The following is a 23,365-nucleotide window of genomic DNA, read 5'->3' as shown; positions in this document are numbered from 1 at the left end:
TCAAACCTTTGAAATGTCATAGAACCTCCTGAACGGCTGCCAGCGCCGCAGTCGCATCGCGGCCGATACGCTTGGGAACGGCCAGCCAGCCGGCGGAGCCGACAGCCGCCAAGGCGGCGCTTTCGGCCACGCCATGGCAGCCGGTGGCGGCATGCACTCGGGCGGAAGGAGACGCGAGGCGCGGGGTTTCCGCCTCCAGCCGGTCGGCCGGGAAGGTCAGGAGCGGCACGGCATAATGGGCCGCGACCGCCAGCAGCGCCGGCTCTGCGGCGCGTCGGTCGAGCGAGGCGACGGCGCTCGGACGGATCGCTTCTGCATCGCCGGCCAGCCCTGTCCGCACCGCCTCGGCCAGCACAGCCTCGGCAAGCGCCAGCAATGGCCCGGCCTCACTGTCGCGCCTGCAGCCGAGACCCAGCACGAAGCTCGGCCTGCGCTCATCCTCTGCCGCGCGCAGCGTCACCGTTCCCTGTCCTTTCACTTGCTCTTCTCTGCCGACCGGTCTCGTGCTCGGCGATTCTGCCGGGCAGAGCCCGCAGGCGGAATATGCGACCGGTTTACCCAAGCGACCCATGGGGGTCAAACATCATCGCGACAGGAGCGCGCAAAGACGGACGTCCCACCCCTAGGGACGGTGTATCCCTTATCCCGGCCCGCGGCCTTTTCCGTGCATCGGGCACCACCTGCGGAGAAAGGCTTTGCATCGCCGGAGAGGCTCTGACAAAGAGGGCCCGCGCCACGGTCGCCACGCCCGGGACATTGCGGGAAGCGCGACGGGCAACAGTCCGGTCTCAAGGATGCGTGGCCCAGCCTGCGCTTTTGCCGGCCCCCTCTTTTTCGCGGCGCGACCACACGGCCGCTTTCACCGGCCCGGTGCCGAAGAACGGACAGAAGCTTGGACATCGCCCTCCACCTCGTCGCCTTCCTTTTCCTCGCGGCCTTTCTCGCCGGCTTCGTCGATTCGATTGCCGGCGGCGGCGGCATGATCACCGTGCCGGCCATGCTGCTGGCCGGCTTTCCGCCGCTCGAAACTCTGGGGACGAACAAGCTGCAGTCGCTCTTCGGCTCCGGCTCGGCAAGCCTCGCCTATGGGCGCGCCGGGCATGTGGACCTGAAAAAGCAGCTGCCGCTGGCCCTGCTTTCGGCCGGCGGCGCGGCGCTGGGCGCCATTGCCACCACCTATCTGCCGGCCGATATCCTGCGAATCGGCCTGCCCTTTCTCCTGATCGCCGTCGCGCTCTATTTCGCGCTCAAGCCGAATGTCGGCGACATCGACCGCGAACGCCGCCTGTCCGTCGCCGCCTTCTCCGCCACGGTCGTTCCCGTGATCGGCTTTTACGACGGCATGTTCGGCCCCGGCACCGGCTCCTTTTTCATGCTGGCCTTCATCTCGCTGGCAGGATTCGGCGTGCTCAAGGCCACCGCCCACACCAAGCTCCTGAACTTCGGCTCGAATGTCGGCGGCTTCCTGGTCTTCGTCGTCTTCGGCGTGGTGCACTGGAAGATCGGCATCGCCATGGGCATCTGCCAGTTTCTCGGCGCACAGCTCGGCTCGCGCTTTGCGATGAAATCGGGCGCGCGCATCATCAAGCCGCTCCTCGTCATCACCTGCCTGGGTCTTGCGACACGGCTGCTGCTGGACCCGACCAATCCGCTGCGGCTATGGCTCAGCTGGTAGGATCGGCCGCGATCAGTACTCCACCCCGATCTGCGCCTTGATGCCGGCGCGGAAAGGATGCTTGACCAGCTCCATCTCGGTCACCAGATCGGCGATCTCGATGATGTCCTCGCGCGCATTGCGCCCCGTCAGCACCACATGGGTCATCGGCGGCTTTTCCGCCGTCAGGAAGGCGATCACCTCGGCGGCATCGATATAGCCGTAGCGCAGCGCGATGTTGATCTCGTCGAGCATCACCATGGAATGCCTGGCATCGCGGATCAGCGCCTTGGAGGTCTCCCAGGCCTTGGCGGCCATGGCGATGTCGCGGGCGCGGTCCTGGGTTTCCCAGGTGAAGCCCTCGCCCAGCGTGTGGAAGGTGCAGAGATCGGCGAAATGGCGCTCGATCAGCGTGCGCTCGCCGGTTTCCCAGCCGCCCTTGATGAACTGCACCACGGCGCAGGGCATGCCATGGGCGATGTGGCGGAAGATCATGCCGAAACCGGCGGTGGACTTGCCCTTGCCCTTGCCGGTGTTGACGATGATCAGGCCCTTGCCATCGGTCTTGGTCGCCATGATCTTGTCGCGGGCGGCCTTCTTCTTGGCCATCTTCGCGGCATGGCGGGCAAGCTCCTCTTCGCTGGCATCGGCCGCCGGCAGGCTCTCGTCAAATTCGGTCATGGGAAAAGTCCTTTCGCAAATATGCTTTCGGCGCGCGGGCGCGCGAGGTCTTACAAGGCGGCCGCGCGCAGGCCGAAGCGGGCGGAGTTGGAGCGCGGCTGCCACAGACCCGCCTCCACCGCCTGGTCGAGCCGCGCCAGCATGTCGGCGCGCGCGGCCGGATTGTGGGCTTCCATGAAGTCGCGCACCGCCTCGTCCAGCACGAAGGCGCGGTGCACGGCCTCGAAATGATGGTTGGAAACGGCCCCGGTGGTGGCGGCGAAAGCGCAGAGATAATCGACCGTTGCGGCGATCTCGAATGCGCCCTTGTAGCCATGGCGCATCATGCCGGCGATCCATTTCGGGTTGACCACGCGCCCGCGCACCACCCGGCCGATCTCCTCCTCCAGCGAGCGGATCACCGGCCGCTCGGGGCGGGAATGGTCGTTGTGATAGTGGCGCGGGCCGGCGCCGGAAAGTGTGGCGACCGCCGCGCCCATGCCGCCCTCGAACTGGAAATAGCCGTCGCTGTCCAGCAGGTCATGCTCGCGATTGTCCTGATTCTGCACCACGGCCTCAACCGTGCGAAGCCGGCTTTCCAGCATGTCGCGCGCCTGCGTGCCGGCCTCGCCGGCGCCATAGGCAAAGCCGCCGGCGTCGAGATAGGCCTTGGCGATCGATTCGCGATCGGGCAAGGCGTTGCGGCCGAGCAGATGCTCGAGACCCGCGCCATAGGTGCCGGGCTCGGCGCCGAAGATGCGCCAGGCCGCGCGCCGGCGCGCCTCGCGCTCGGAAAGCCCCTCGGCGGTGAGCCGCGCCGCGTCGGCGCGCATGCGCGCGGCGATCCTGTTGTCGCCCTCGTCCTCCTCCAGCGCGCCGACAGCGGCGATCGCCCGGTCGAACAGCGCGATCTGATCGGGAAAGGCATCGCGGAAGAAGCCGGAGACGCGCAGCGTCACATCCACGCGCGGACGGCCGAGCAGCGCGAGCGGCAGGATTTCATAGCCGGTCACGCGGTGCGAGGACGGATCCCAGACCGGCCGCGTGCCGATCAGTGCCATGGCCTGGGCGATGTCGTCGCCCCCGGTGCGCATATTGGCCGTGCCCCAGGCCGTCAGGCCGAAGGAGGTCGGCCAGTCGCCATGGTCCTGCAGGTAACGGCGGATCAAAAGCTCGGCCGATTTGCGTCCCAGCTCGTAAGCCGCCGGCGTCGGCACGGCGCGGCTGTCGACGGAGTAGAAATTGCGACCCGTGGGCAGCACATCCGGCCGGCCACGCGTCGGCGCGCCCGACGGCCCCGGGGCCACGAAGCGCCCGTCGAGCCCGCGCAGGAGCCCATCGATCTCGGCCGGGCCGCAGGCCGCGACCGCAGGCTTCAGCACCGTCTCCACTTCGGCAATCACCGCTGCCGTCTCGCGCCAATCCTCGGGAACCGGCATCGCCCCAGCCACCAGCCGGCTCGCCAGTGCCTCGATGCGCTCCACCGTATCGCCGGCGCTGCGCCAGGAGCCGTCGGCCAGCGCGGCAAGAGCCTCCGGCCGCTTGCCCGTCCATGCCGCCGCCGCATCGCAATCGAGCGGATCGAAGGCCGTGCCGTCATCCGCCTGCAGGCCGAGATCGCGCGCAATGGCGCGCTGCAGGCTCCCCGCCCCCGTTCCCTCACCGCGCGTGGCCCGGGCCAGCGCGGTGACGAGATCATCGGCCAGCCGGCCCTCGGGCGAGCGGCCGAAGACATGCAGCCCGTCGCGGATCTGCATTTCCTTAAGGTCGCAGAGATAAGCGTCGAGCTTCTTCAGCGCATCCGCCTCGCCATCCCCCGGCCGGATGCCGGCATCGGAATCGAGACCGAGATCGCGAACGAGGCCAAGGATGTCGCGGGTCAGCAGTTTCAGCCGGCGCGGATCGCCGCCGGCGGCGTCGTAATATTCGTCGACGAGGCGCTCGAGTTCCTTGAGCGGGCCGTAGCTCTCGGCCCGGGTCAAAGGCGGCGTCAGATGGTCGATGATGACGGCGGCCGTGCGGCGCTTGGCCTGGGTGCCCTCGCCGGGATCGTTGACGATGAAGGGATAGAGATGCGGCAACGGCCCCAGAATCGCCTCGGGATAGCAGCGCGCGGACAAGGCCAGCGCCTTGCCCGGCAGCCATTCCAGCGTGCCGTGCTTGCCCATATGGATCAGCGCATTGGCCTTGAACTGCCGGCGCAGCCAGGCATAGAGCGCGAGATAGCCATGCGGCGGAACGAGGTCGGCGGCGTGGTAGCTGTCCTTTGGGTCGAGCCCCGGCGCGCGCGGCGGCTGGACGGCAAGGGCGACGTTGCCGAGCCGCAAGAGCTTCAGCCGGAAGGCGCCGTCCACCACGGACGGATCGGCCTCGGGCGCACCCCAGCGGGCTGTGACTTCATCTTGAATCTGAACGGGAAGACCTCTCAGGAAATCCTTGTAATCCTTGATCGAATATGTCGCCCTCCCCCCGTCTTCCACCGTCAGACGCGCCATCAGCGCGGCGCCATCAGCGGGCAGGTTCTCAAGAGCATAGCCGGCTTCCGACAGGGCCGCGAGCACATGCGCGGTTGCCTCCGGCGTGTCGAGTCCCACACCATTGCCGATGCGGCCCTCGCCGGAGGGATAGTTCGACAGAAGCAGCGCCACCCGGCGCTGCGCCCTCGGTGTCCGGCGCAGCCGCGCCCAATTGGCGGCAAGGCTTGCAACGAAGGCCATGCGGTCGGCCACCGGCTCGTGGCCGAGAAGCGTCGCCTCCACCCGCTCGTCATAGCGGCCGGCGGACTTGAAGGAGACGGCGCGACTGATGATGCGCCCGTCCACTTCAGGCAAGGCAATATTCATGGCGAGATCGCGCGCCAGCAGGCCCTGGCCCGAGGCCTCCCAGCTCTCGCGCGATGAGCCGGCGAAGACCACCTGCAGCACCGGCGCATCGCTGGCCTCCAGCACGGTGGGCTTGCGGTCCGCACCGGGTGCGGAGACGGCAAAGCCGGTGGCGTTCAGCACGACATCGGGCGGGGTTGCGGCAAACAGCGTCTCCAGCGTCGCGACGCTCACCGCATCCTTCAGGCTGGCGACGAAGACGGGCAGCACATCGAGCCCTTCCGCCCGCAGCGCCTCGACCAGCGCCGCCACCGCCGCCGTCTCGCCGCTCTGGACCAGGGCGCGGTAGAAGCAGAGCGCGGCCAGCGGGCGCGACATTGAGCCCTGCGGCTGAGCTGATGCAGATGCGGCGTGGTCATGGGACGCGGCCAGCAAGGCCTGCCACTCGGCACGCGCGATCATGCCCCGCCCGGGCCACCAGATACCGGCCTTGAGCAGCGGGCTTGCCGCAGGCGGCTTGTCGCCTCCCGAAACAAGCGCTTCGGCATAGGCGAGAAAGCCACGCATATTGGCCTCTCCGCCTTGCAGGAAATAATCCCAGAGAGCGGCGCGGTCCTCATCGCCCACCGTCGCGAAAACGGCCAGCCCGGGATCCGGCTTCTCACAGCCCGGGATCACGGCGATGGCCACGCCATGCGCACGGGCGGCGGCGTGGAAGGCCTCCAGCAGATAGCCGAAATAGCTGGCGCCCCCGAGCGGACGGATGACGATCAGCCGCGCTTTCGCGACCATGCGGGCGACATAGGTATCGACCGACATGGGATGCTTGAGCGCCAGCAGGCTGGCGACGCGCAGGGTGAGCCCACTCTGCCGCTGCGCCATCAGGGCGCCATGGGCGGCGGCAACGGCCGACAGCTCGGTATCGGCGGCGGACAAGAACAGGAGATCGCCGGGCGACTGACCCAGGTCGATCGCCTCCTCGCCATCGGCAATCGTGCCTTTCTGGGCCAGAAGCAGGTGCATCATCTCTCCGCGCGTTGAAACTGGATTAATGGGCCGAAGCGGGTCAGGCTCCCCGGAACATCCGCCGATGCAAGGGCATGGGATGGCGCAGCACGGCGGCGGATGCAAGGCCATCCGCACCATCGCGCCGGTTCCGATATCAGATCCCGGAGATCCCGGCCTTTGCGATCCCTCGACGCCGGATCCTGTCACGCAGCTGCGGGGCGATCGATCCCCGCCGCCTAAGCCTGCAGCGCATGCTCGATCGCCGCGCGATCAAGGCCGGCCAGACCGATGACCACCAGCCGGCTTTCGCGCGCCTCGCCGGGCGCCCAGGGGCGGTCGAAATAGCTGTCGACGCGCTGGCCGACCGCCTGGATCAGCAGCCGCGCCGGCTTGCCCTCGACGGCGACGAAACCCTTGAGCCGGAGAATGTCGTGCGCGGCGATGATCTCCTTCAGCCGGGCCACCAGCGCCTCGGGCGCGGCGACCGGACCGAGCGCTACGACGAAACTGTCGAACTCGTCGTGATCATGCTCCTCGCCGGCCTCATGCTCCATCTCGTGATGGGACTTGCGGTTGGCGATATCGCCTTCCGTCCCGACATTGAGGCCGAGAAGCACCGAAACCGGCACCGAGCCCTGGCTTGCCTCGACCATGGCAGGCTTGCGGGCCGTGCGGGTGGCGACCTCGCGGCGCACGGCCGCCAGCCCCTCGGCGTCCAGAAGGTCGGTCTTGTTGAGAACGATCAGATCCGCCGCGGTCAGCTGATCCTCGAACAGTTCCTCGATCGGGCTTTCGTGATCGAGGCTGTCATCGGCCACGCGCTGGGCGGCGACCTTGTCGTGATCCTCGGCGAAGCGCCCGGCCGCCACCGCCGCGCTGTCGACCACGGTGACGACGCCGTCGACGGTCACCTGGGTGCGGATATCGGGCCAGTTGAAGGCGGCGATCAGCGGCTGCGGCAGAGCGAGGCCGGAGGTCTCGATGACGATGTGGTCGGGCCGGTTCGGCCGCTCCAGAAGCGCCGTCATCGTCGGGATGAAGTCATCGGCAACGGTGCAGCAGATGCAGCCATTGGTCAGCTCGATCACGTCGTCCTCGGTGCAGGTCTCAACGCCGCAGCCCTTCAAGACCTCGCCATCCACGCCGAGATCGCCGAATTCGTTGATGATCAGCGCGATGCGCTTGCCCTCGGCATTCTGCAGGATGTTGCGGATCATCGTCGTCTTGCCGGCACCGAGAAAGCCGGTGATGACGGTGGCGGGGATCTTGCCCGTCGCGGCCCCCTTAGGGGTGAGATCTGCGGCGCGGCTGGTTTCGGCGGTCATGGCATCATCCTGCGTGTCGGGCAAAATCGGTCTGGCGCATCGGACTGAACATCATCTACAGCCCGAAGCATCATCTTTTTTGTCTAGCATCGGATTTTCACGAAAACCGGTTCCCAGTTTTCAGTCCGATGCCCTAGGTCTGGTATAGGCAAGCGCCAAGGCGATCAAGATCTAGTTGATCAACAGGCTGTGGGTGACGTTGCCCACCGTGCTGCAAGAGGCGGGCCCCTTCAGCCACCCTTCATCGTCAAGGGCAGCCCGGCCGCGATGAAATAGACAGTGTCGGCCACGGCGGCGATCGCCTGATGCAGCCGCCCCGCATGGTCGCGGAAGACGCGCGCCATGGCATTGTCCGGCACGATACCGAGACCGACTTCGTTGGAAACGAGAATCACCGGCGCGGACAGTGTGGACAGCGCGGCGGCCAGCCGCTCGCCCTCCGCATCCACCTGTCGCTCCGCCATCATCAGATTGGTGACCCACAGCGTCAGGCAATCGACAAGCACGATCCGCCCCGGCAAGGCGACGTCACGCAGCACACCCACAAGATCCAGCGGCTCCTCATGCGTGGTCCAGGCCTGATCGCGCCGGGCCTTGTGATGGGCAAGACGCTCTTCCATCTCCGGATCGAAAGCCTGGGCAGTGGCGATGTAATGCCGCTCCAGCCCGCAGGCTTCGGCCAGAGCCTCGGAGAAGCGAGACTTGCCGGAGCGCGCACCGCCAAGCACCAGAGTGAGCCGCTCTGTCATGGGAAAATCCTTCGATCGGGCTGGTCTCGCCGGCCCGCAAGGGACCGTCACGCCGCTGACAAATCTCGTCCTTATCTGCAGGTCGCCATGACCCTCGGCCGATGATCCGCAGTGGTCGACGGGATCGACCCTTTGCACCCGTGGTCTGACGCGTCAAGACGGCGTTCGCAGCCCCCGGCGAGCCGGACGGCTTTGCCCCATGCGGGTCGAGCCCGCCCGTGTCGTTCGGTTGACGATCGGCGAATGGGGGACGATTCGTAGATGAGGAGGCGTCCGCCCGGGGTTGATCACAGACTGCAACCGCGCGACACACGACCGCAATGATCGCTTGGCCCCGCACGCGCCCGCACCATGCGGCATCGCATCAGGACCGAGAGAAAATGCGGCGGGCGGGCCCGTCACGCGCTCATGCGCTCTTGCACGAGGCGCGCAACAGGAAAGATAGGCAGGCGGCAGAGCGTGGTCAACTCGACACGCCGGCGCCGGCAAGGGCTGTCCGACAAGGCGCGGCCGCAAGGGGTAGGAAAAGGCAGGCAGAGCATGGGCAAGGCGCAAGACTGGATGGCACGGATCCGCCATCTCCTGAGGCCGCTGGAGCCGGCGCGGCTGCGCGCCTTTGCCCGCCGCAGCGAGGTCGGCCTGGTGGCCGCCGCCGTGGTCGTCGGCGCGCTGGCCGGTCTGGCGGTCAGTCTGATGAGCTACATTTCCCTGAGCCTGCACCGTCTGATCTTCGGCATTGCCGACCATCAGCGCCTGAGCGCCAGCGACCTCAAGGGCGAACTCTCGGTGCTGATGGCGCCGATCGTCGGCGGTCTGGTGCTGGGCATCCTGCTGTTCTTCCTCGCCCGCTGGCGCAAGAAGCCGATGGTCGACCCGATCGAGGCCAATGCGCTGCATGGCGGGCGGCTGTCGCTGACCGACAGCCTCGTCGTCGCCGTGCAGAACCTGGTCTCAAATGGGTTCGGCGCATCGGTGGGGCTGGAAGCGGGTTATACCCAGGTGGCCTCGGGCCTTGCCTCCAAGATCAGCATCTTCCTGCAGCTGCGCCGCGCCGATGCCCGGCTGCTCCTCGGCTGCGGCGCGGCGGGTGCGATCGCGGCGGCCTTCAACGCGCCGCTGACGGGCGCCTTCTACGCCTTCGAGCTGATCATCGGCTCCTACACCATCGTCTCGCTCACGCCCGTAATCGTCTCCGCGCTGATCGCCAATCTCGTGGCGCGGCTGATCTCGGGCGACGAATTCGTCATCGATATCGGCACGTTCGACGTGGTGACGCTGGCGGATTATCCGCCCGCGATCCTTCTGGGCGCGGCTGCGTCGGGCATCGGCATCCTGATCATGAAAGGCGTGTCGCTGACGGAGGAGCTCGCGCGCAAGAGCGCCATTCCCGCGCCGCTGCGCCCGCCGATCGGCGGCATCGTCGTCGGCGTGCTGGCGACCGTCTCGCCGCAGGTGCTCTCGGGCGGGCACGGCGCCATGCATCTCAACCTCGCCAACGAGCCGACCATCGCCGTTCTGGTCGGCCTGTTCCTGCTGAAATCGATCGCCTCGGCCGTGTCGATCGGGTCCGGTTTTCGCGGCGGCCTGTTCTTCGCCTCGCTGTTCATGGGCGCACTGCTGGGCAAGATCTTCGCCTTCGGCGCCATGCTCGCCTTTCCAGAGGCCACGCTGACGCCTGTGGTCTATGCCGTGGTCGGCATGAGCGCGCTGGCGGTTGCCGTCATCGGCGGGCCGCTGACCATGACCTTCCTGGCGCTGGAGATCACCGGCGACTTTCCCATCACCGTGCTGGTGCTCGCCGCCGTGATCACCTCCTCGCTCGTCACCCGCACCACCTTCGGCTATTCCTTCGCCACCTGGCGCTTCCATCTGCGCGGCGAAAGCATTCGCAGCGCCCATGATGTCGGCTGGATCCGCAATCTGACCGTGGGACGGCTGATGCGCGCCGATGTGCGCACCACGCCCGCCAGCCGCAGCCTCGCCGAGTTCAAGCGCGATTTTCCGCTGGGTTCGACCCAGCGCGTGGTCGCGGTCGACGAGGCCAACCGCTATGTCGGCATGATCCTTGTGCCGGAAGTCTATGCCAGCCCGATGGAGGAAGAGGGCGAGCGCCAGGATCTCGATCGCTTCATCAGCCTGCGCAACAGCGTGCTCCTGCCGACGATGAACGCCAAGCAGGCGGCGGCGCTGTTCGACAAGAGCGAGAGCGACGCTCTGGCCGTGGTCAACAACATGATCGAGCGGCGCGTCGCCGGCCTCCTGACCGAGAGCCACACGCTGCGCCGCTACAGCGAGGAGCTGGACCGGCGGCGGCGCGAGGCCTCGGGCGAATTGTGAAGCGCGCCTGAGGTCTGGAAGGCCGGCCGTCGCGCGGCAACCGTCAGGCCACCTTGCGATGGGCCATGTGCTGGTTCTGCAGCCGGAAGGATTCGACCATGCTGCGCAGCCGTGCAGCCTCCCCGGCAAGGGCGGCACTGGCCATATTGCTCTCTTCCACCAGGGCCGCATTCTTCTGTGTCACCTGGTCCATGCTGTTGACGGTGTTGTTGATCTCCGACAGGCCGACAGACTGCTCGCGCGCTGCCATTGCCAGAGCCTCCATCTGCCTGTTGATCTCGTCGATATGGCCGCCAATCACCGTCAGGGCGTCGCCTGTGACGTTGACGAGGCGCACGCCACCTTCAACCTGTTCCGAGGAGGTGTGGATCAGCGCCTTGATTTCCTTGGCAGCCTTGGCGGAGCGCTGGGCGAGATCACGCACCTCCTGGGCAACGACCGCGAAGCCCTTGCCCGCCTCGCCGGCGCGCGCGGCCTCCACGCCGGCATTGAGCGCCAGCAGGTTGGTCTGGAAGGCGATCTCGTCGATGACGCTGATGATGCTGCTGACCTGGTTCGACGATTCCTCGATACGACGCATGGCGTCGATCGCTTCCGCCACGACGGAGCTGGACTGGGTGGCGCCGGAGCTGGCGCGCTGGGTAAAGGCGCGGGCCTCTTCGAGGCGCTTGGCCGCGCCGGAGACGCCGGAGGTGATCTGCCCGAGCGTTGCCGCCGTTTCCTCCAGCGCCGCCGCCTGCTGTTCGGTGCGCCGCGCAAGGTCCTGTGAACCCTGGTTTATTTCCGAGGTGCCGACATCGATCAGCGTGGCAACCTCGCTGACGGAGGCGATGACCTCGCCCAGATGCTCGCTCGCCCGGTTGAAATTGGCGCGCAACTGCTCGAACTCCGGCGCGAAGGGCGTCTTGAGCCGGAAGCTCAGGTCGCCACCGGCAAGATGCTCCAGCGCCTGACCGAGACCGCGCGTCGCCTCGCCCATGGCGGCGGCGCGGCGAGTGTCGGCGTCGAGGTTGCGCTGGCGCTCGGCATCCGCCTCCGCGCGCATGCGCTCCGCGTCACGTGCGAGCGCGCCGGCCTCCTGCGTCCTGTCCTTGAAATATTGCAGCGCGCGGGCCATCACGCCCAGTTCGTCCTGGCGGGTGGTGCCTTCGACCTCGGCGCTGAGGTCGCCGCCGGCAAGCGATTCCATCGTGCGCGCCAGCCGAAGCGTCGGCATCACGATGCTGCGGCGGAGCATGAAGAGGCTGCCGGCAAAGGCGAGAATCAGCGTGACGGAGACGAGGATGACAGCGGTCGCGGTCGCACGATACGTCGTATCGCCGAGCACGCCCAGTTCCTTGAAGCTTTCGTTGACGAAGCTCACGCCCACGGTACCGAGCGTCTGGCTAACGTCAATCAGGCCTTTCCGGCATTCCGGCAGCCCGTTTTTGGCGAAGCTTTGCTGCTCGGATGGTGTGCCCTGCCCGTCAAGGAACACCCACAAAGGGGCGCATTTTTGCTGCAGCACCTCCATGGCGAGCTTCTGCTGCGCCAGAAGCTCGCCATGGCCGGGAACAGCCTGAAGGGCATGGACAAAGGATTCCTCGACCGTCGTGCGCGCCTCCTTTGCCTCCTTGGCCGCAGCGGCAAAGCCTGCCGGCGTGTCCGCATTCATGCTGTCGCCACTGGCGGCGCGAAGCCCCTGAATGGCGCGATTGGCGCGTGTCAGCCGCTGCGAGGCATAGAGCTTGCCACTGGCCAGTTCGTTGTAATTTGCTGAGATATTGACCATCTGGTACGTCAGGAATGCCACCGCGCCGATGCCGACGATGCTCAGTATCGTCAAGACCACCACGAATTTCGCGAGAAAACTAAGCCTGTTCATATCAACCGTCCCAAGACGCTGTTTTCAATACAAGCCAGGATGGTGAATCTGATTTATTTAAATTTTCTTATATTCTTATGAAAAGAGGGGCTTAAGTGCAAAAAGGCGCTCGAGCCAGGACGAATCGAGCACCGCCTCCAGTTCACTGGCGACCTGATCAAGCGCATCTTCTACCTGCTGCCGGTAATTGTCGATCGAGGACGTGACGCCGAACCGGGCCAGCAATGCACGGCGATAGCCGTCGCTGGAAAAGAGCCCGTGCAGATAGGTGCCGCTCACCCGTCCATCCGGCGATGCCGCGCCGTCAGGCTGGCCGCGCAACAGGACTGGCGCCCGTGCGCAATCGGGCCCGCGCGTGACGCCGAGGTGAATTTCATAGCCTTGCAGTGGCAGGTCGAACTCGACGGACCAGCCGGCCCCGTCGTGAAGCACTTTTTCCGGCGAGAGTTCCGTCTCGACATCCAGCAAGCCGAGCCCTTCGACCGTGCCCGGCACGCCCTCCAGCCCCAGCGGGTCCACAATCCGCCGGCCCAGCATCTGATAGCCGCCACACAGGCCGATCACGCGGCCGCCGCGGCGCACATGGCGGGCAAGGTCTGCGTCCCAGCCATTGTCGCGCAACACCTGCAGGTCGGAAATCGTCGCCTTGGAGCCTGCCAGCACCACGAGGGCAGCATCGGCCGGCAGCGGTGACCCTGCCTTGACGAAAACGAGCTCGACCGCCGGCTCCGCCTTCAGGGGGTCGAGATCGTCGAAATTGGCGATGCGCGGCAGCACGGGGACGGCGATCTTCAGCGCGCGCGCCTGCCCCTCGACCAGCCGCTCCAGCGTGACCGAATCCTCCGCCGGCAGCCGCCCGGCCGATCTCAGCCAGGGGACGACGCCGAAGCAGGGCCAGCCCGTATGGCGGGTGATGGCGGCGACGCCCTCATCGAAAAGCGACACATCGCCCCGGAACTTGTTGATCAGAAAGCCCTGGATCATCGCCGCATCTTCGGCCGGCAGCACTGCCTTGGTGCCGACGATCGAGGCGATCACGCCACCGCGGTCGATATCGCCGACGAGCACGACCGGCACGCCGGCCCTCGTGGCAAAGCCCATATTGGCGATGTCGCCGGCCCGCAGATTGATTTCTGCGGGCGATCCCGCCCCCTCGACGATGACGAGGTCGCGTCCTTCGCCGACCCGGGCGAAGCTGTCGAGCACCGCCTGCATCAGCGTCGGTTTCAGTGCCTGGTAGTCACGCCCGCGCGCCGAGCCGAACATGCGCCCCTGGACGATCACCTGCGAGCCGGTTTCCGATTGTGGCTTGAGGAGCACCGGGTTCATATGAACGGTGGTGGGAATGCCGGCCGCCAGCGCCTGCAGCCATTGCGCCCGGCCGATCTCGCCGCCATCGGCGGTCACCGCGGCATTGTTGGACATGTTCTGCGGCTTGAACGGCGCAACCTTCAGGCCCCGGCGCGCGGCCAGCCGGCAGAGCCCCGCGACCAGCACGGTCTTGCCGACATCCGAGCCGGTTCCCTGGAGCATGATCGCCTTGGTCATCGCATCTTTCCACCTGCCATCCGGGGCCGCCAGAGGCCCGGGTCGAAGCCTTCCGTTTGCGGGATGGCGGTCGCGCCTGTCAATCGCGCGCGGCGATGTGGGGGGGCGGGAGGAGGAACCATCTGCAGCGGGGATCGGAAGGATGGCGCGCTGACGCGCAAATAAAAGGGGCCGCGTCGCGCCCAGCGCGAGGCGGCCCCATTGCAGGCGGGCACAAAGGCGGAGACCCGTTCCCCTGCGAAAAAAGCACCAAGCCGGTACGCAAAACACCTGAACTCCGGCTGGACGACTGCTTTCGCCGCCGCAGGAAGGTGATAGCGCGGGAAGGGTTACCGGACGGTTAGTGACGGCCTCAGGGAAAAAAAATCGCGCGGAAAGACTGCCCCGAATTCTCGGGAGGGCCAATGACGCAATCAGGCAAAAACATGTCTCAGAGACAGCAGGTCCAGCACGAAAGGCCTGCGCGGACCCGAAATCAGCGCGGAAACGTCCACCCAGGATAGAGAAAAAAACAACCTGAGAGGGTTTAAATATTTTGTGCGCGGTGGCCATCCACAGCAGAGCCGGGAGAGTGGTTGATTTCCCGCGTCAAATATTTAGGCTTGTTCAAAAGAGCGGCACATTGTCGGCCTGTCTTTCCATCCGGTGCACCCTCTCCTGCCCGGACAGCCGGAACGACCACGTCCTCCCGCAGGACGCAGGCGCCGTCGCGAAACACCTTTCGGCTCGATGAGCCGGTGCATGGCGCTGACTTGGCGCGGGGAGCCACGGGCTCCGACATGATCCGGGTCCCGGCACGAGCAGGGCCCTTCATTTCGACGACTGCCTTCTTTCGACGCCTACGTTCTTTCGAAGAATGCCTTGAGAAAAATGGGAGATCAAAAGACATGAAGACGCTTCTTGCCTCCACCTGCCTCGCGGCCGCGCTCTTTGCGCTGAGCGGCACCGGCGCCCGGGCCGCAGCCTGCGGCGAGGTCAGCATTGCCGAAATGAACTGGGCCTCGGCCGGCGTTGCCGCCTATGTCGACAAGATCATTCTGGAAAATGGCTATGGCTGCTCGGTCTCGATCGTCGCCGGCGACACCATGCCCACCTTCACCTCGATGAACGAGAAGGGCCAGCCCGACATGGCGCCCGAACTCTGGGTCAATGCCGTGCGCACGCCGCTGGACGCGGCGGTGAAGGAAGGCCGGCTGATCGAGGCTGCAAAGATCCTCAGCGATGGCGGTGTGGAAGGCTGGTGGATTCCGAAGTTCCTGTCGGACGCTCATCCCGAGATCAAGACCGTTCAGGATGCGCTGAAGCATCCCGAGCTGTTCCCGGCGCCGGAAGACCCGTCCAAGGCCGCCGTCTACAATTGCCCGTCGGGCTGGAACTGCCAGATCTCCTCGGCCAATCTTTACCGCGCGCTGAAGGCCGAAGAGGCCGGCTTCGAGCTCGTCGACACCGGTTCGGCCGCCGGCCAGGAAGGCTCGATCGCCAGCGCTTTCGAAAAGAAGAAGGGCTGGCTCGGCTATTACTGGGCGCCGACGCCCATTCTCGGCAAATATGAGATGACCAAGCTGTCCTTCGGCGTGCCGAACGACAAGGCCGAATGGGATGCCTGCACCGCCGTGCCGGACTGCCCGAAGCCCAAGGTCAACGCCTATCCCATCTCCGATGTCTACACGGTCGTGACCAAGCAGTTCGCCGACAAGGCAGGCGTGGCCATGGACTATGTCAAGGCGCGCAAATGGGACAATGGTACGGTCAACAAGGTGCTGGCCTGGAAGGACGAGAACCAGGCGACCAACGAGGATGCCGCCAAATATTTCCTCAAGACCTATCCCGACATGTGGAAGGGCTGGGTGAAGCCGGAGGTGGCCGAGAAGATCCAGTCCTCGCTCTGATGGCGTGAGGGGCGCGGGGCTAGAGCATCGGACCGAAAAGTGGGAACCGGTTTTCGGAAAAATCCGATGCAAAAACAAAAAATTAGAGCATCGGACTGCATGCGATTTTCAGTCTGATGCTCTAGACCGCCCCCGCCCTGCCCCGCCCGCCGCGCAAGGCGTGCGCTTGGAGCATCGGACCGAAAAGCGGGAACCGGTTTCGGAAGGATTCGATGCAAGACAAAAATCTGGAGCATGGGACTGCGCGCGATTTTCCGTCCGATGCTCCAGCCCGGCGCTGAGAATTTCAGAAGACAAGACAAGGGAAAGACATGGCGCTTTGCGACGCATTACCGACCCTTCTGTGCAAGTTTCCGGCGATCGATGACGGCACCATCCGCGTGGTGCGCAAGACGATCGACGAGAGCTTCAAGGCGCTGGTGCGCTCCTACGCCAATGTGATCGATGTGGTGGTGGCGCCGCTGCAATGGTTCCTGAACCTGCTGGAGCGCTCCTTCACCGGCGCGCCCTGGATCCTGGTGCTGGCCATTCTGCTCGCCTTCGTCTTTGCCGCCAGCCGCAGCTGGCGCATCACCCTCGGCGCCGCCGTGGCTATGCTCGCCATCGGCCTCCTCGGCCTGTGGAACGACACGATGATCACGCTGGCGATCGTCACCGTTTCCACCCTGCTGGCCGTGCTGATCGGCATTCCCATCGGCATCGTCATGGCGCGCTCCGATCGGGCGCAGCGCATCGTCAATCCGGTGCTCGACGTGATGCAGACCATGCCGAGCTTCGTCTATCTGATCCCCGTGGTGATGATTTTCGGCATCGGCAAGGTGCCCGGGCTGATCGCCGTGGTGATCTATGCCGTGCCGCCGATGATCCGGCTGACCAATCTCGGCATCCGGCTGGTGGATAAGGAGGTGCTGGAAGCCGCCGACGCCTTCGGCTCCTCGCCCTGGCAGAAGTTGAAGAATGTGCAGATCCCGCTGGCGCTGCCCACCATCATGGCCGGCATCAACCAGACGATCATGATGGCGCTGGCCATGGTGGTGGTCGCCTCGATGGTCGGCGTCGGCGGTCTGGGGCGCAATGTGCTGCAGGCCATCAACAACCAGTTCTTCACCATCGGCTTCCTCAACGGTTTCGCGCTGGTCGGCATCGCCATCATCTTCGACCGCGCCAGCCAGGCCTATGGCCGCCGGCTGCAGAAGCATTCGGAGGTGGTCCATGGCTAGCCACGCGATCGAAATCCGCAATCTCTACAAGATCTTCGGCGCGCGGGGTGCAGACCACGTGGAGGCCGTGCGCGCCGGCATGAGCAAGACCGAGCTCAATGCCACGCACAACCACGTGCTCGGCCTCAAGGACATCAACATCAGCATGCCGGCCGGCGGCGTGATGGTGGTGATGGGCCTGTCCGGCTCGGGCAAGTCCACGCTGATCCGCCATATCAACCGGCTGATCGAGCCGACCTCGGGCGAGGTCCTCTATGACGGCGTCGATATCTGCCGCATGAGCGAGCTCGACCTGCGGGAATTCCGCCGGCACAAGACCGCCATGGTGTTCCAGAAATTCGCGCTGCTGCCGCACCGCACGATCCTGGAAAACACCTGTTACGGGCTGGAAATCCAGGGCGTTCCCGGCATGGAGCGCCGCCGGCGCGCCATGGAATGGATCGAGCGGGTCGGCCTCTCCGGCTTCGAGAACCGCTATCCCAACCAGCTCTCCGGCGGGATGCAGCAGCGTGTGGGCCTTGCCCGTGCGCTGACCAATGACGCGGAAATCCTGCTGATGGACGAGGCCTATTCGGCGCTCGATCCGCTGATCCGGGTGGACATGCAGACCGTCCTGCTCGATCTGCAGAAGGAATTGAAGAAGACCGTGGTCTTCATCACCCACGACCTCGACGAGGCGCTGCGGCTCGGCGACAAGATCGCGATCCTGCGCGATGGCGAGGTGATCCAGCAGGGCAGCGGCCAGGACATCGTCCGATACCCCGCCGACGCCTACATCGCCGCCTTTGTGAAAGAGGTCAATCGCGGCCGCGTCCTGCGCGTGGAAACGGTGATGACGCCGCTATCGGGCCCGGTGGAAGGCCCGGCTATCCCGGCTGGAACGGTGCTGGAGGCCGCAGCCCGGGATCTGAGCAGCGCGGGTGCGTCCGTGGCGCATGTGGTGGACCCGGCCGGCCTGCCGCTCGGCCGTCTCGACCTGCACGCGCTGGTCGGCGCCATGGTGACGGAGAGCACGGAAGCGCGTGAGGCGGCGGCCTGAAGCCGGCGGGCGGCCGCAGGACTCTCAGCCTCTCTTAACCGTGAAACCGTTCGGCCGGCCATCCGCCTTGAGCCGCCCACGACATCGCCCTATGATCGAGCCTGCGGGCGCATCCACACCGGCGGATGCCCGGTGGGCGATGGGCTGGCAGCGAGGGCATTGGACTGGCAGCGCACGCAGTCCAATGCTCGGGCTTTTTGTTTTTGCATCGGATTATTCCGAAAACCGGTTCCCGACTTTCGGTCCGATACTCTCGTCCCTGTCATGCGGTCCCTGTGTCATGCGTTCCCATGCCTTGATCCCCTCGCGGCTGTCGTCGCGGCGCCTGACGGCCGGCCCGGCCGCCTCCGCCGCCGGGCAGCGTGTGGCTGGCGAAAGGACGGCAATTTCGCCTGAGTTCAAGGCGCGCTTGGTTCGCGCTGTCGCGGCTGTGCTGTCGGGCTTCGGCCTGTTCATCCTGACGCTCTCCTTTGAGCCCTTTCCTGGCGACGGAACGGACAGCGCCGCCGCCAGCGGCGGCAATGTCATCAACCAGGTCGGCTATCTCGGGCTTGGCGGCCTGTTTCTTTTCGCGCTTCTCTCGATCGTCGATCCGCGCCTGCTCTTGAAGGCGATCACGCCGACCTTCGTCATCATCTTCGCCATCGCCTTCGGGTCCTGCCTGCAATCCTACGATCCCGCGACATCGGCGCGCGGCGTCATGCAGTCGCTGATCGTGATGATTCCCATGGCCGGCGTCCTGCTGTTGCCGCGCAGCGAGCGCGATTTCGTCGAGGCCGGCGCCACCGCGATCCTCCTCCTGGTCCTCCTCAATTACGCCATGCTGGTTCTCGCGCCGTCGCTGGCCAAGCACACGGCGGATGCGATCGAGTCCTGGCATGCGGGCTTCTGGCGCGGCCATCTCAGCCACAAGAACGTCGCGGCGCCGGTCTTCTCGATCCTTTGCATGTTCGGCATCTATTGCGCGCGCACGGGTGCGCCACGCCGCGGCCTGCTTATCGCCCTGCTCTCGGCCAATTTCGTGCTGCATACCGGCTCGAAGACCACGATCGGCTTTCTGCCGCTGTCGATCCTGTTCGTCGGCATCGGCGCGCTGACGCTGCGCCCGGCTTTGACGATCGCGCTGCACACGGTCTTCACCATCGTCATCCTGGCGCTGACGCTCGGCAGCGTCTATTTCAGCAGCCTGCACGACCTGACGGCCAGCCTGATGTCCGACCCGACCTTTACCGGCCGCAACGACATCTGGGACTTCGCCAGCCGCAGCATTCCGGATCATCCCTGGTTCGGCCATGGCTATGCCAGCTTCTGGCAGTCGCCGGTCATTCTCGGAATGGAGAAGGATTTCGAGGCGAACTGGGACGTGCGCGGCATCGTCACCGCCCACAACGTCTATCTCGACGCCGTCGTCACCTATGGCTTTCTCGGCGGCCTTCCGCTGCTGGCGCTGTTCTTCATCAAGCCCTTCTTCGACTATGCCCGGGCCTTCCGCCGGCCGCAGAACCGGCATTTCGCCGAATTCTGCATCATGGTCGTCGCCTTCATGACCTATAACGGCATGATGGAAAGCTTCCTGATCAACCGCGCCGATCCGCTCTGGGTGCTGACCGCGCTGGCCGTCTATGGTCTCAATCTGGCCGCCGCGGCACCTGTCGCGGCCGAAGAGCCGGGCGCAGACGGCGCACAGGCGCGCTGAGGTCCCGGCCGCCCGTTCGTCAAAGCGGGGCACAAGTCCGGCTTCAGCTTCATCCGGCATGGTCGCGCGATCTTCACGCCCTTGGGGCGCGCGCATGATGAGAGGAGCACCATGACCCTGCCTGCCGACCGCGAGACCGTTTCCAAGGCTTTCGCCACGCTCGACGAGACCAACCAGATGGCGCTGCGCGTGCTCATGCAGACGCCGGAAGGCGACGAGCATCTGCTGGATGGCCTCTATCATCACCTCGACGCCGCCACCAAGGCAAAGCTGCTGAACACGATGAAGCTGGAAAAGCTCGGCACATGGCTGGGCGAGAATGCCCCGGGCCGGCTGCAGGTGCGGCTGATGGAAACCGCACGCGCCAGTCAGCATCCGGTCTACCAGGCCTTTCGCACCGGCCTGTCGCGCACGCGCGCGCTGGAGCGGGCCTATCAGAAGACGGCCTGATCAGTCCCGCGCGCCGGGCATGGCCGCCGTCACGGCCACGATCGGCCCCATGGGATGGACGCCATCGAAGCGGCCGAGCGCGGGCGCGTAGAGGCTGGAAATATGCCCGTCGAGAAACAGGGCATTGGCGCAGTGAAGCTCGTCGCGAAACAGCGTGGCAAAATCATAGAACCGCACCGGCGACAGCGAGATCGCAAAGGCCACCTGCCCTTCGGCATCGACGCCGACGCCGTTGCGGATCTGCAGGCTGTCGCTCTGAGGACGGAAAGCGGGATGGATGGCGCCGTCGATCACCAGCATCGGGCCGGATTGTGTGGCGGCATCGGGCCGAAGGCCCGAGGAGATGAAACGGCCCGTCTCCATCACGCCGGCCTCGCCGCCGGCCAGATAGAAGATGCCGTTGGGCCGCAGATAGAAATTGCCCCAGCCCTCGCCGAGTGCTGCCGGCTTGTGCGTTCTGCCGCCGATCACCAGCAGGCCAACTGGCGAGAGGTCCTCCTCATACATCCCGGCATTCATGGCAAAGCGCAGATATCGCCCTTCCCGGCGCAGATCCTGGGCCAGCGCCGCGAATCCGCCATAGGGCTGGCCATTGCTGCCCGTGTGGTAGAGACCGATCGCATCCCGCGCCGGATCGAAACGGCAGACCGCATAATCCACGCCGGCATGCTGGACGATGCGGCAGGCGGCATCGGCAACCGCCGGCACCGTCGCAGAGAGATACAGGGCTCCAACGAGGCTCTTCAGGCGAAGACGTAAATCAGGAAAATGCATGAGGACGAACTCAGCGATGGCCGGAAAAGGGTCACGGGGCGCCACACCGCATGTCTGAAAAGGTGGGACAGCGGGGTCGGACTTTGCGAGCGTGACGATAGGACTTTCGCCCATATGAGGCGAGTATCATAGGCTGTCACACCGCGCGATTGCCTGGGCGCGACACACAAAAGCCGCGTCGGATATCACCGGACGCGGCTCTGTCTGTTGTTATCGCAGCAGCAGCGGATGCGCTTAATTCTTGGCCGCCTTCTCGACCGAACGGCCGGCATCCTGTGTCGCATTGACGGCGCCGGCCGTGTCCTTGCCCATGCCACGGATCGTGTTGCCGCAGGCGCTGAGCGCGACGACGGAGAAAAGCAGGACGCCGGCGGTTGCGAAAGTCTTTACGGTCATGGCGTTTGGGTTCCTCGATAGCCAATCTTGTTGAAGTCGGTCGAAGCACTTGTCTTCGGTCCGGTAACGCACGGATTTCAAAAAAGTTCACGCGTGTGAGCAAAAGTTCATGCATCACGTCGCGTTCTCTCTCGCTGCGTGTCGTGCGCTGCCCTTGAAGGCTTTAGCCGGGCTCTTTACAGCTGAAGCATGGCGGCCCATCGACGCCGCTTCCGGAGCCTTGCATGTCTGAGACAGATCCATCCCGCCGGGATGCCGCCGCCGCTGGCCCTTCGCCGGGCCCTGGGTCCAGGCCGCGCGCAACCGGCAATGCCGCCGCCGGCGCCAAGGCCGCGACTGGCGCCTATACGCCGGCTGCGGTCTCGCCCAACCGGCGCGGCCAGCGCCGCTATACGATCCGGCTCTGGGCCGTGCGCCACTCCCGCCTGCTCGAATGGGTCTATCACCGTTTCGCCCATGCCTTCCTTCTCCTGCATCCGCTCTGGAAGGCGATCGGCTATGCCCGCGCCGAGGCGCCGGTGACGGCGGTGGAGCGGCGGGTGAAAGGCGTGCTGTTCGATTGCCGCATGTGCGGCCAGTGCATCCTCTCGTCCACCGGCATGTCCTGCCCGATGAACTGTCCCAAGCAATTGCGCAACGGCCCCTGCGGCGGCGTGCGCGCCAACGGAAATTGCGAGGTGGAGCCGGACATGCCCTGCGTCTGGGTCAAGGCCTGGGAAGGCTCGCGCCAAATGGCCGGCGGCGACGCCATTCTCGCCGTGCAGAAGCCGGTGAACCAGTCCCTGCGCGAGACATCGTCCTGGCTGCGTGTCACAGCCGCGGCCGCCATGGCGCGCGATGACGAGAAGGATGCGGGAGGCACGCGATGACCCTGCCCGAACGCCTGCCCGGCCACAGCTCGCGCGGCCGGCTGGAGCGCGTGCTCCGGCGCGGCGAATTCGCCGTGACCGCCGAGCTCAACCCGCCCGACAGCGCCGATCCGGAAGAGGTCTATGAACGCGCCGCGATCTTCGAGGGCTGGGTCGACGGCATCAATGCCGTGGATGCCTCCGGCGCCAATTGCCATATGTCCTCGGTCGGCATCTGCGCGCTGCTGACGCGCATGGGCTATGCGCCGATCATGCAGATCGCCTGTCGCGACCGCAACCGCATCGCCATCCAGGGCGATGTGCTCGGCGCGTCCGCCATGGGTGTCTCCAACATTCTCTGCCTGACCGGCGACGGCGTTCAGGCCGGCGACCAGCCGGGCGCCAAGCCGGTCTTCGATCTCGACTGCATGTCGCTTCTGGAAACCATCCGCACCATGCGCGACCAGTCGAAATTCCTCTCCGGCCGCAAGCTCAGCGCGCCGCCGGAGGTGTTTCTCGGCGCGGCCATCAACCCCTTCGCCCCGCCTTATGATTTCCGACCCTATCGCCTGGCAAAGAAGATCGCGGCGGGCGCGCAGTTCGTTCAGAGCCAATATTGCTTCGATGTGCCGATGCTCAAGCGCTACATGGACACGGTGCGCGCGCTCGGCCTGCACGAGCAATGCTTCATCCTCATCGGCGTCGGCCCGATGGCCTCGGCCCGCACGGCCCGATGGATGCGCGCCAATGTGCCCGGCGTGCATATTCCCGACACCATCATCGCGCGGCTGGAAGGGGCGGCCGATCAGCGGGCGGAGGGCAAGCGCATCTGCATCGACATCATCAACGAGGTGAAGGAGATCCCGGGCATCGCCGGCATCCATGTCATGGCCTATCGGCAGGAAGAATATGTCGCCGAGATCGTCCATGAATCCGGTGTGCTCAAGGGCCGCCGCCCGTGGCGGCGCGAGCCGGCGGGCGACGAGGACCGCCTGCGCGAGCGCCTGGACGGGCTGGAGCACGACGCGGTCGAACGGCCGACGGATAGGGCGGCGGAAGCGGCAAACGTCGCGCCACAGCGTTAGG

18 protein-coding genes are annotated in these 23,365 nt (G+C 65.8%); 9 read left to right on the top strand and 9 right to left on the bottom strand.

The annotated features are described in order from the left end of the window. Positions 1–16: 16 nt before the first annotated feature. Entirely contained in the window at positions 17–478 is a 462-nt protein-coding gene (locus BJF92_RS04810) for a cobalamin biosynthesis protein (RefSeq protein ID WP_245294658.1), read from the bottom strand. Between the two features lie 414 nt (positions 479–892). On the opposite strand from BJF92_RS04810, the gene BJF92_RS04805 reads away from it, so the two are divergent. Continuing rightward, the gene (locus BJF92_RS04805) at positions 893–1,675 is read left to right on the top strand and encodes a TSUP family transporter (RefSeq protein ID WP_075633625.1); all 783 of its coding nucleotides are present in this window, start codon (positions 893–895) and stop codon (positions 1,673–1,675) included. A 12-nt stretch (positions 1,676–1,687) separates the two neighbouring features. Here BJF92_RS04805 and cobO read toward each other — a convergent pair whose 3' ends face one another. From cobO to cobU, 4 genes are all read right to left on the bottom strand, one after another. Next, positions 1,688–2,335: a cob(I)yrinic acid a,c-diamide adenosyltransferase gene (cobO, locus tag BJF92_RS04800; RefSeq protein ID WP_075633624.1), complete on the bottom strand. Its 648-nt coding sequence runs from the start codon at positions 2,333–2,335 to the stop codon at positions 1,688–1,690. 50 nt (positions 2,336–2,385) lie between these two features. Further along, complete coding sequence (gene cobN / locus BJF92_RS04795) at positions 2,386–6,159, bottom strand: cobaltochelatase subunit CobN (RefSeq protein ID WP_075633938.1); 3,774 nt, start codon at positions 6,157–6,159, stop codon at positions 2,386–2,388. Positions 6,160–6,380: 221 nt separating this feature from the next. Next, positions 6,381–7,469 (bottom strand): cobalamin biosynthesis protein CobW, encoded by a 1,089-nt coding sequence (gene cobW, locus BJF92_RS04790; protein ID WP_075633623.1) that lies wholly within the window; start codon positions 7,467–7,469, stop codon positions 6,381–6,383. Positions 7,470–7,699: 230 nt separating this feature from the next. Continuing rightward, complete coding sequence (gene cobU / locus BJF92_RS04785) at positions 7,700–8,218, bottom strand: bifunctional adenosylcobinamide kinase/adenosylcobinamide-phosphate guanylyltransferase (protein ID WP_075633622.1); 519 nt, start codon at positions 8,216–8,218, stop codon at positions 7,700–7,702. 540 nt (positions 8,219–8,758) lie between these two features. On the opposite strand from cobU, the gene BJF92_RS04780 reads away from it, so the two are divergent. Continuing rightward, a complete protein-coding gene (locus tag BJF92_RS04780; protein ID WP_078057840.1) occupies positions 8,759–10,555 on the top strand; it encodes a chloride channel protein in 1,797 nt (598 codons plus the stop codon). 43 nt (positions 10,556–10,598) lie between these two features. Here BJF92_RS04780 and BJF92_RS04775 read toward each other — a convergent pair whose 3' ends face one another. Together BJF92_RS04775 and BJF92_RS04770 are read right to left on the bottom strand one after the other, a co-directional pair. Then, positions 10,599–12,419, bottom strand: a complete 1,821-nt coding sequence (locus tag BJF92_RS04775) for a methyl-accepting chemotaxis protein (protein ID WP_075633621.1) — start codon at positions 12,417–12,419, stop codon at positions 10,599–10,601. A 75-nt stretch (positions 12,420–12,494) separates the two neighbouring features. Then, positions 12,495–13,967 (bottom strand): cobyric acid synthase, encoded by a 1,473-nt coding sequence (locus BJF92_RS04770; RefSeq protein ID WP_075633620.1) that lies wholly within the window; start codon positions 13,965–13,967, stop codon positions 12,495–12,497. Between the two features lie 887 nt (positions 13,968–14,854). On the opposite strand from BJF92_RS04770, the gene BJF92_RS04765 reads away from it, so the two are divergent. The 5 genes from BJF92_RS04765 to BJF92_RS04745 all read left to right on the top strand — a co-directional run bounded on the left by BJF92_RS04765 (position 14,855) and on the right by BJF92_RS04745 (position 20,261). Then, entirely contained in the window at positions 14,855–15,856 is a 1,002-nt protein-coding gene (locus BJF92_RS04765) for an ABC transporter substrate-binding protein (protein WP_075633619.1), read from the top strand. 311 nt (positions 15,857–16,167) lie between these two features. After that, complete coding sequence (locus BJF92_RS04760; RefSeq protein ID WP_075633618.1) at positions 16,168–17,076, top strand: ABC transporter permease; 909 nt, start codon at positions 16,168–16,170, stop codon at positions 17,074–17,076. Continuing rightward, positions 17,069–18,115 carry a quaternary amine ABC transporter ATP-binding protein gene (locus BJF92_RS04755; protein ID WP_075633617.1) on the top strand — a complete coding sequence of 349 codons (1,047 nt, stop codon included), beginning with the start codon at positions 17,069–17,071 and terminating at the stop codon, positions 18,113–18,115. The genes BJF92_RS04760 and BJF92_RS04755 overlap by 8 nt, the downstream gene beginning before the upstream one ends. Before the next feature lie 409 nt (positions 18,116–18,524). Next, on the top strand, positions 18,525–19,811 hold the full coding sequence (locus BJF92_RS04750; protein WP_158032188.1) for an O-antigen ligase family protein: 1,287 nt from the start codon (positions 18,525–18,527) through the stop codon (positions 19,809–19,811). A gap of 111 nt (positions 19,812–19,922) precedes the next feature. After that, the gene (locus BJF92_RS04745; protein WP_075633615.1) at positions 19,923–20,261 is read left to right on the top strand and encodes a hypothetical protein; all 339 of its coding nucleotides are present in this window, start codon (positions 19,923–19,925) and stop codon (positions 20,259–20,261) included. Here BJF92_RS04745 and BJF92_RS04740 read toward each other — a convergent pair whose 3' ends face one another. Both BJF92_RS04740 and BJF92_RS04735 read right to left on the bottom strand, forming a co-directional pair. Beyond that, complete coding sequence (locus BJF92_RS04740; protein WP_075633614.1) at positions 20,262–21,035, bottom strand: phosphodiester glycosidase family protein; 774 nt, start codon at positions 21,033–21,035, stop codon at positions 20,262–20,264. 234 nt (positions 21,036–21,269) lie between these two features. Continuing rightward, positions 21,270–21,431, bottom strand: coding sequence for an entericidin domain-containing protein (locus BJF92_RS04735; RefSeq protein ID WP_075633613.1), 162 nt, complete (start codon positions 21,429–21,431; stop codon positions 21,270–21,272). A 224-nt stretch (positions 21,432–21,655) separates the two neighbouring features. Here BJF92_RS04735 and BJF92_RS04730 point away from each other — a divergent pair, with 224 nt between their 5' ends. Together BJF92_RS04730 and BJF92_RS04725 are read left to right on the top strand one after the other, a co-directional pair. Next, entirely contained in the window at positions 21,656–22,300 is a 645-nt protein-coding gene (locus BJF92_RS04730) for a methylenetetrahydrofolate reductase C-terminal domain-containing protein (protein WP_075633612.1), read from the top strand. Continuing rightward, complete coding sequence (locus BJF92_RS04725; RefSeq protein WP_075633611.1) at positions 22,297–23,364, top strand: methylenetetrahydrofolate reductase; 1,068 nt, start codon at positions 22,297–22,299, stop codon at positions 23,362–23,364. Before BJF92_RS04730 ends, BJF92_RS04725 begins: the two co-directional genes overlap by 4 nt. Position 23,365 lies beyond the last annotated feature (1 nt).

This window comes from Xaviernesmea rhizosphaerae (genome assembly GCF_001938945.1).
GTDB classification, from domain to species: domain Bacteria; phylum Pseudomonadota; class Alphaproteobacteria; order Rhizobiales; family Rhizobiaceae; genus Xaviernesmea; species Xaviernesmea rhizosphaerae.
This window is presented reverse-complemented; position numbering and strand designations above follow the sequence as displayed.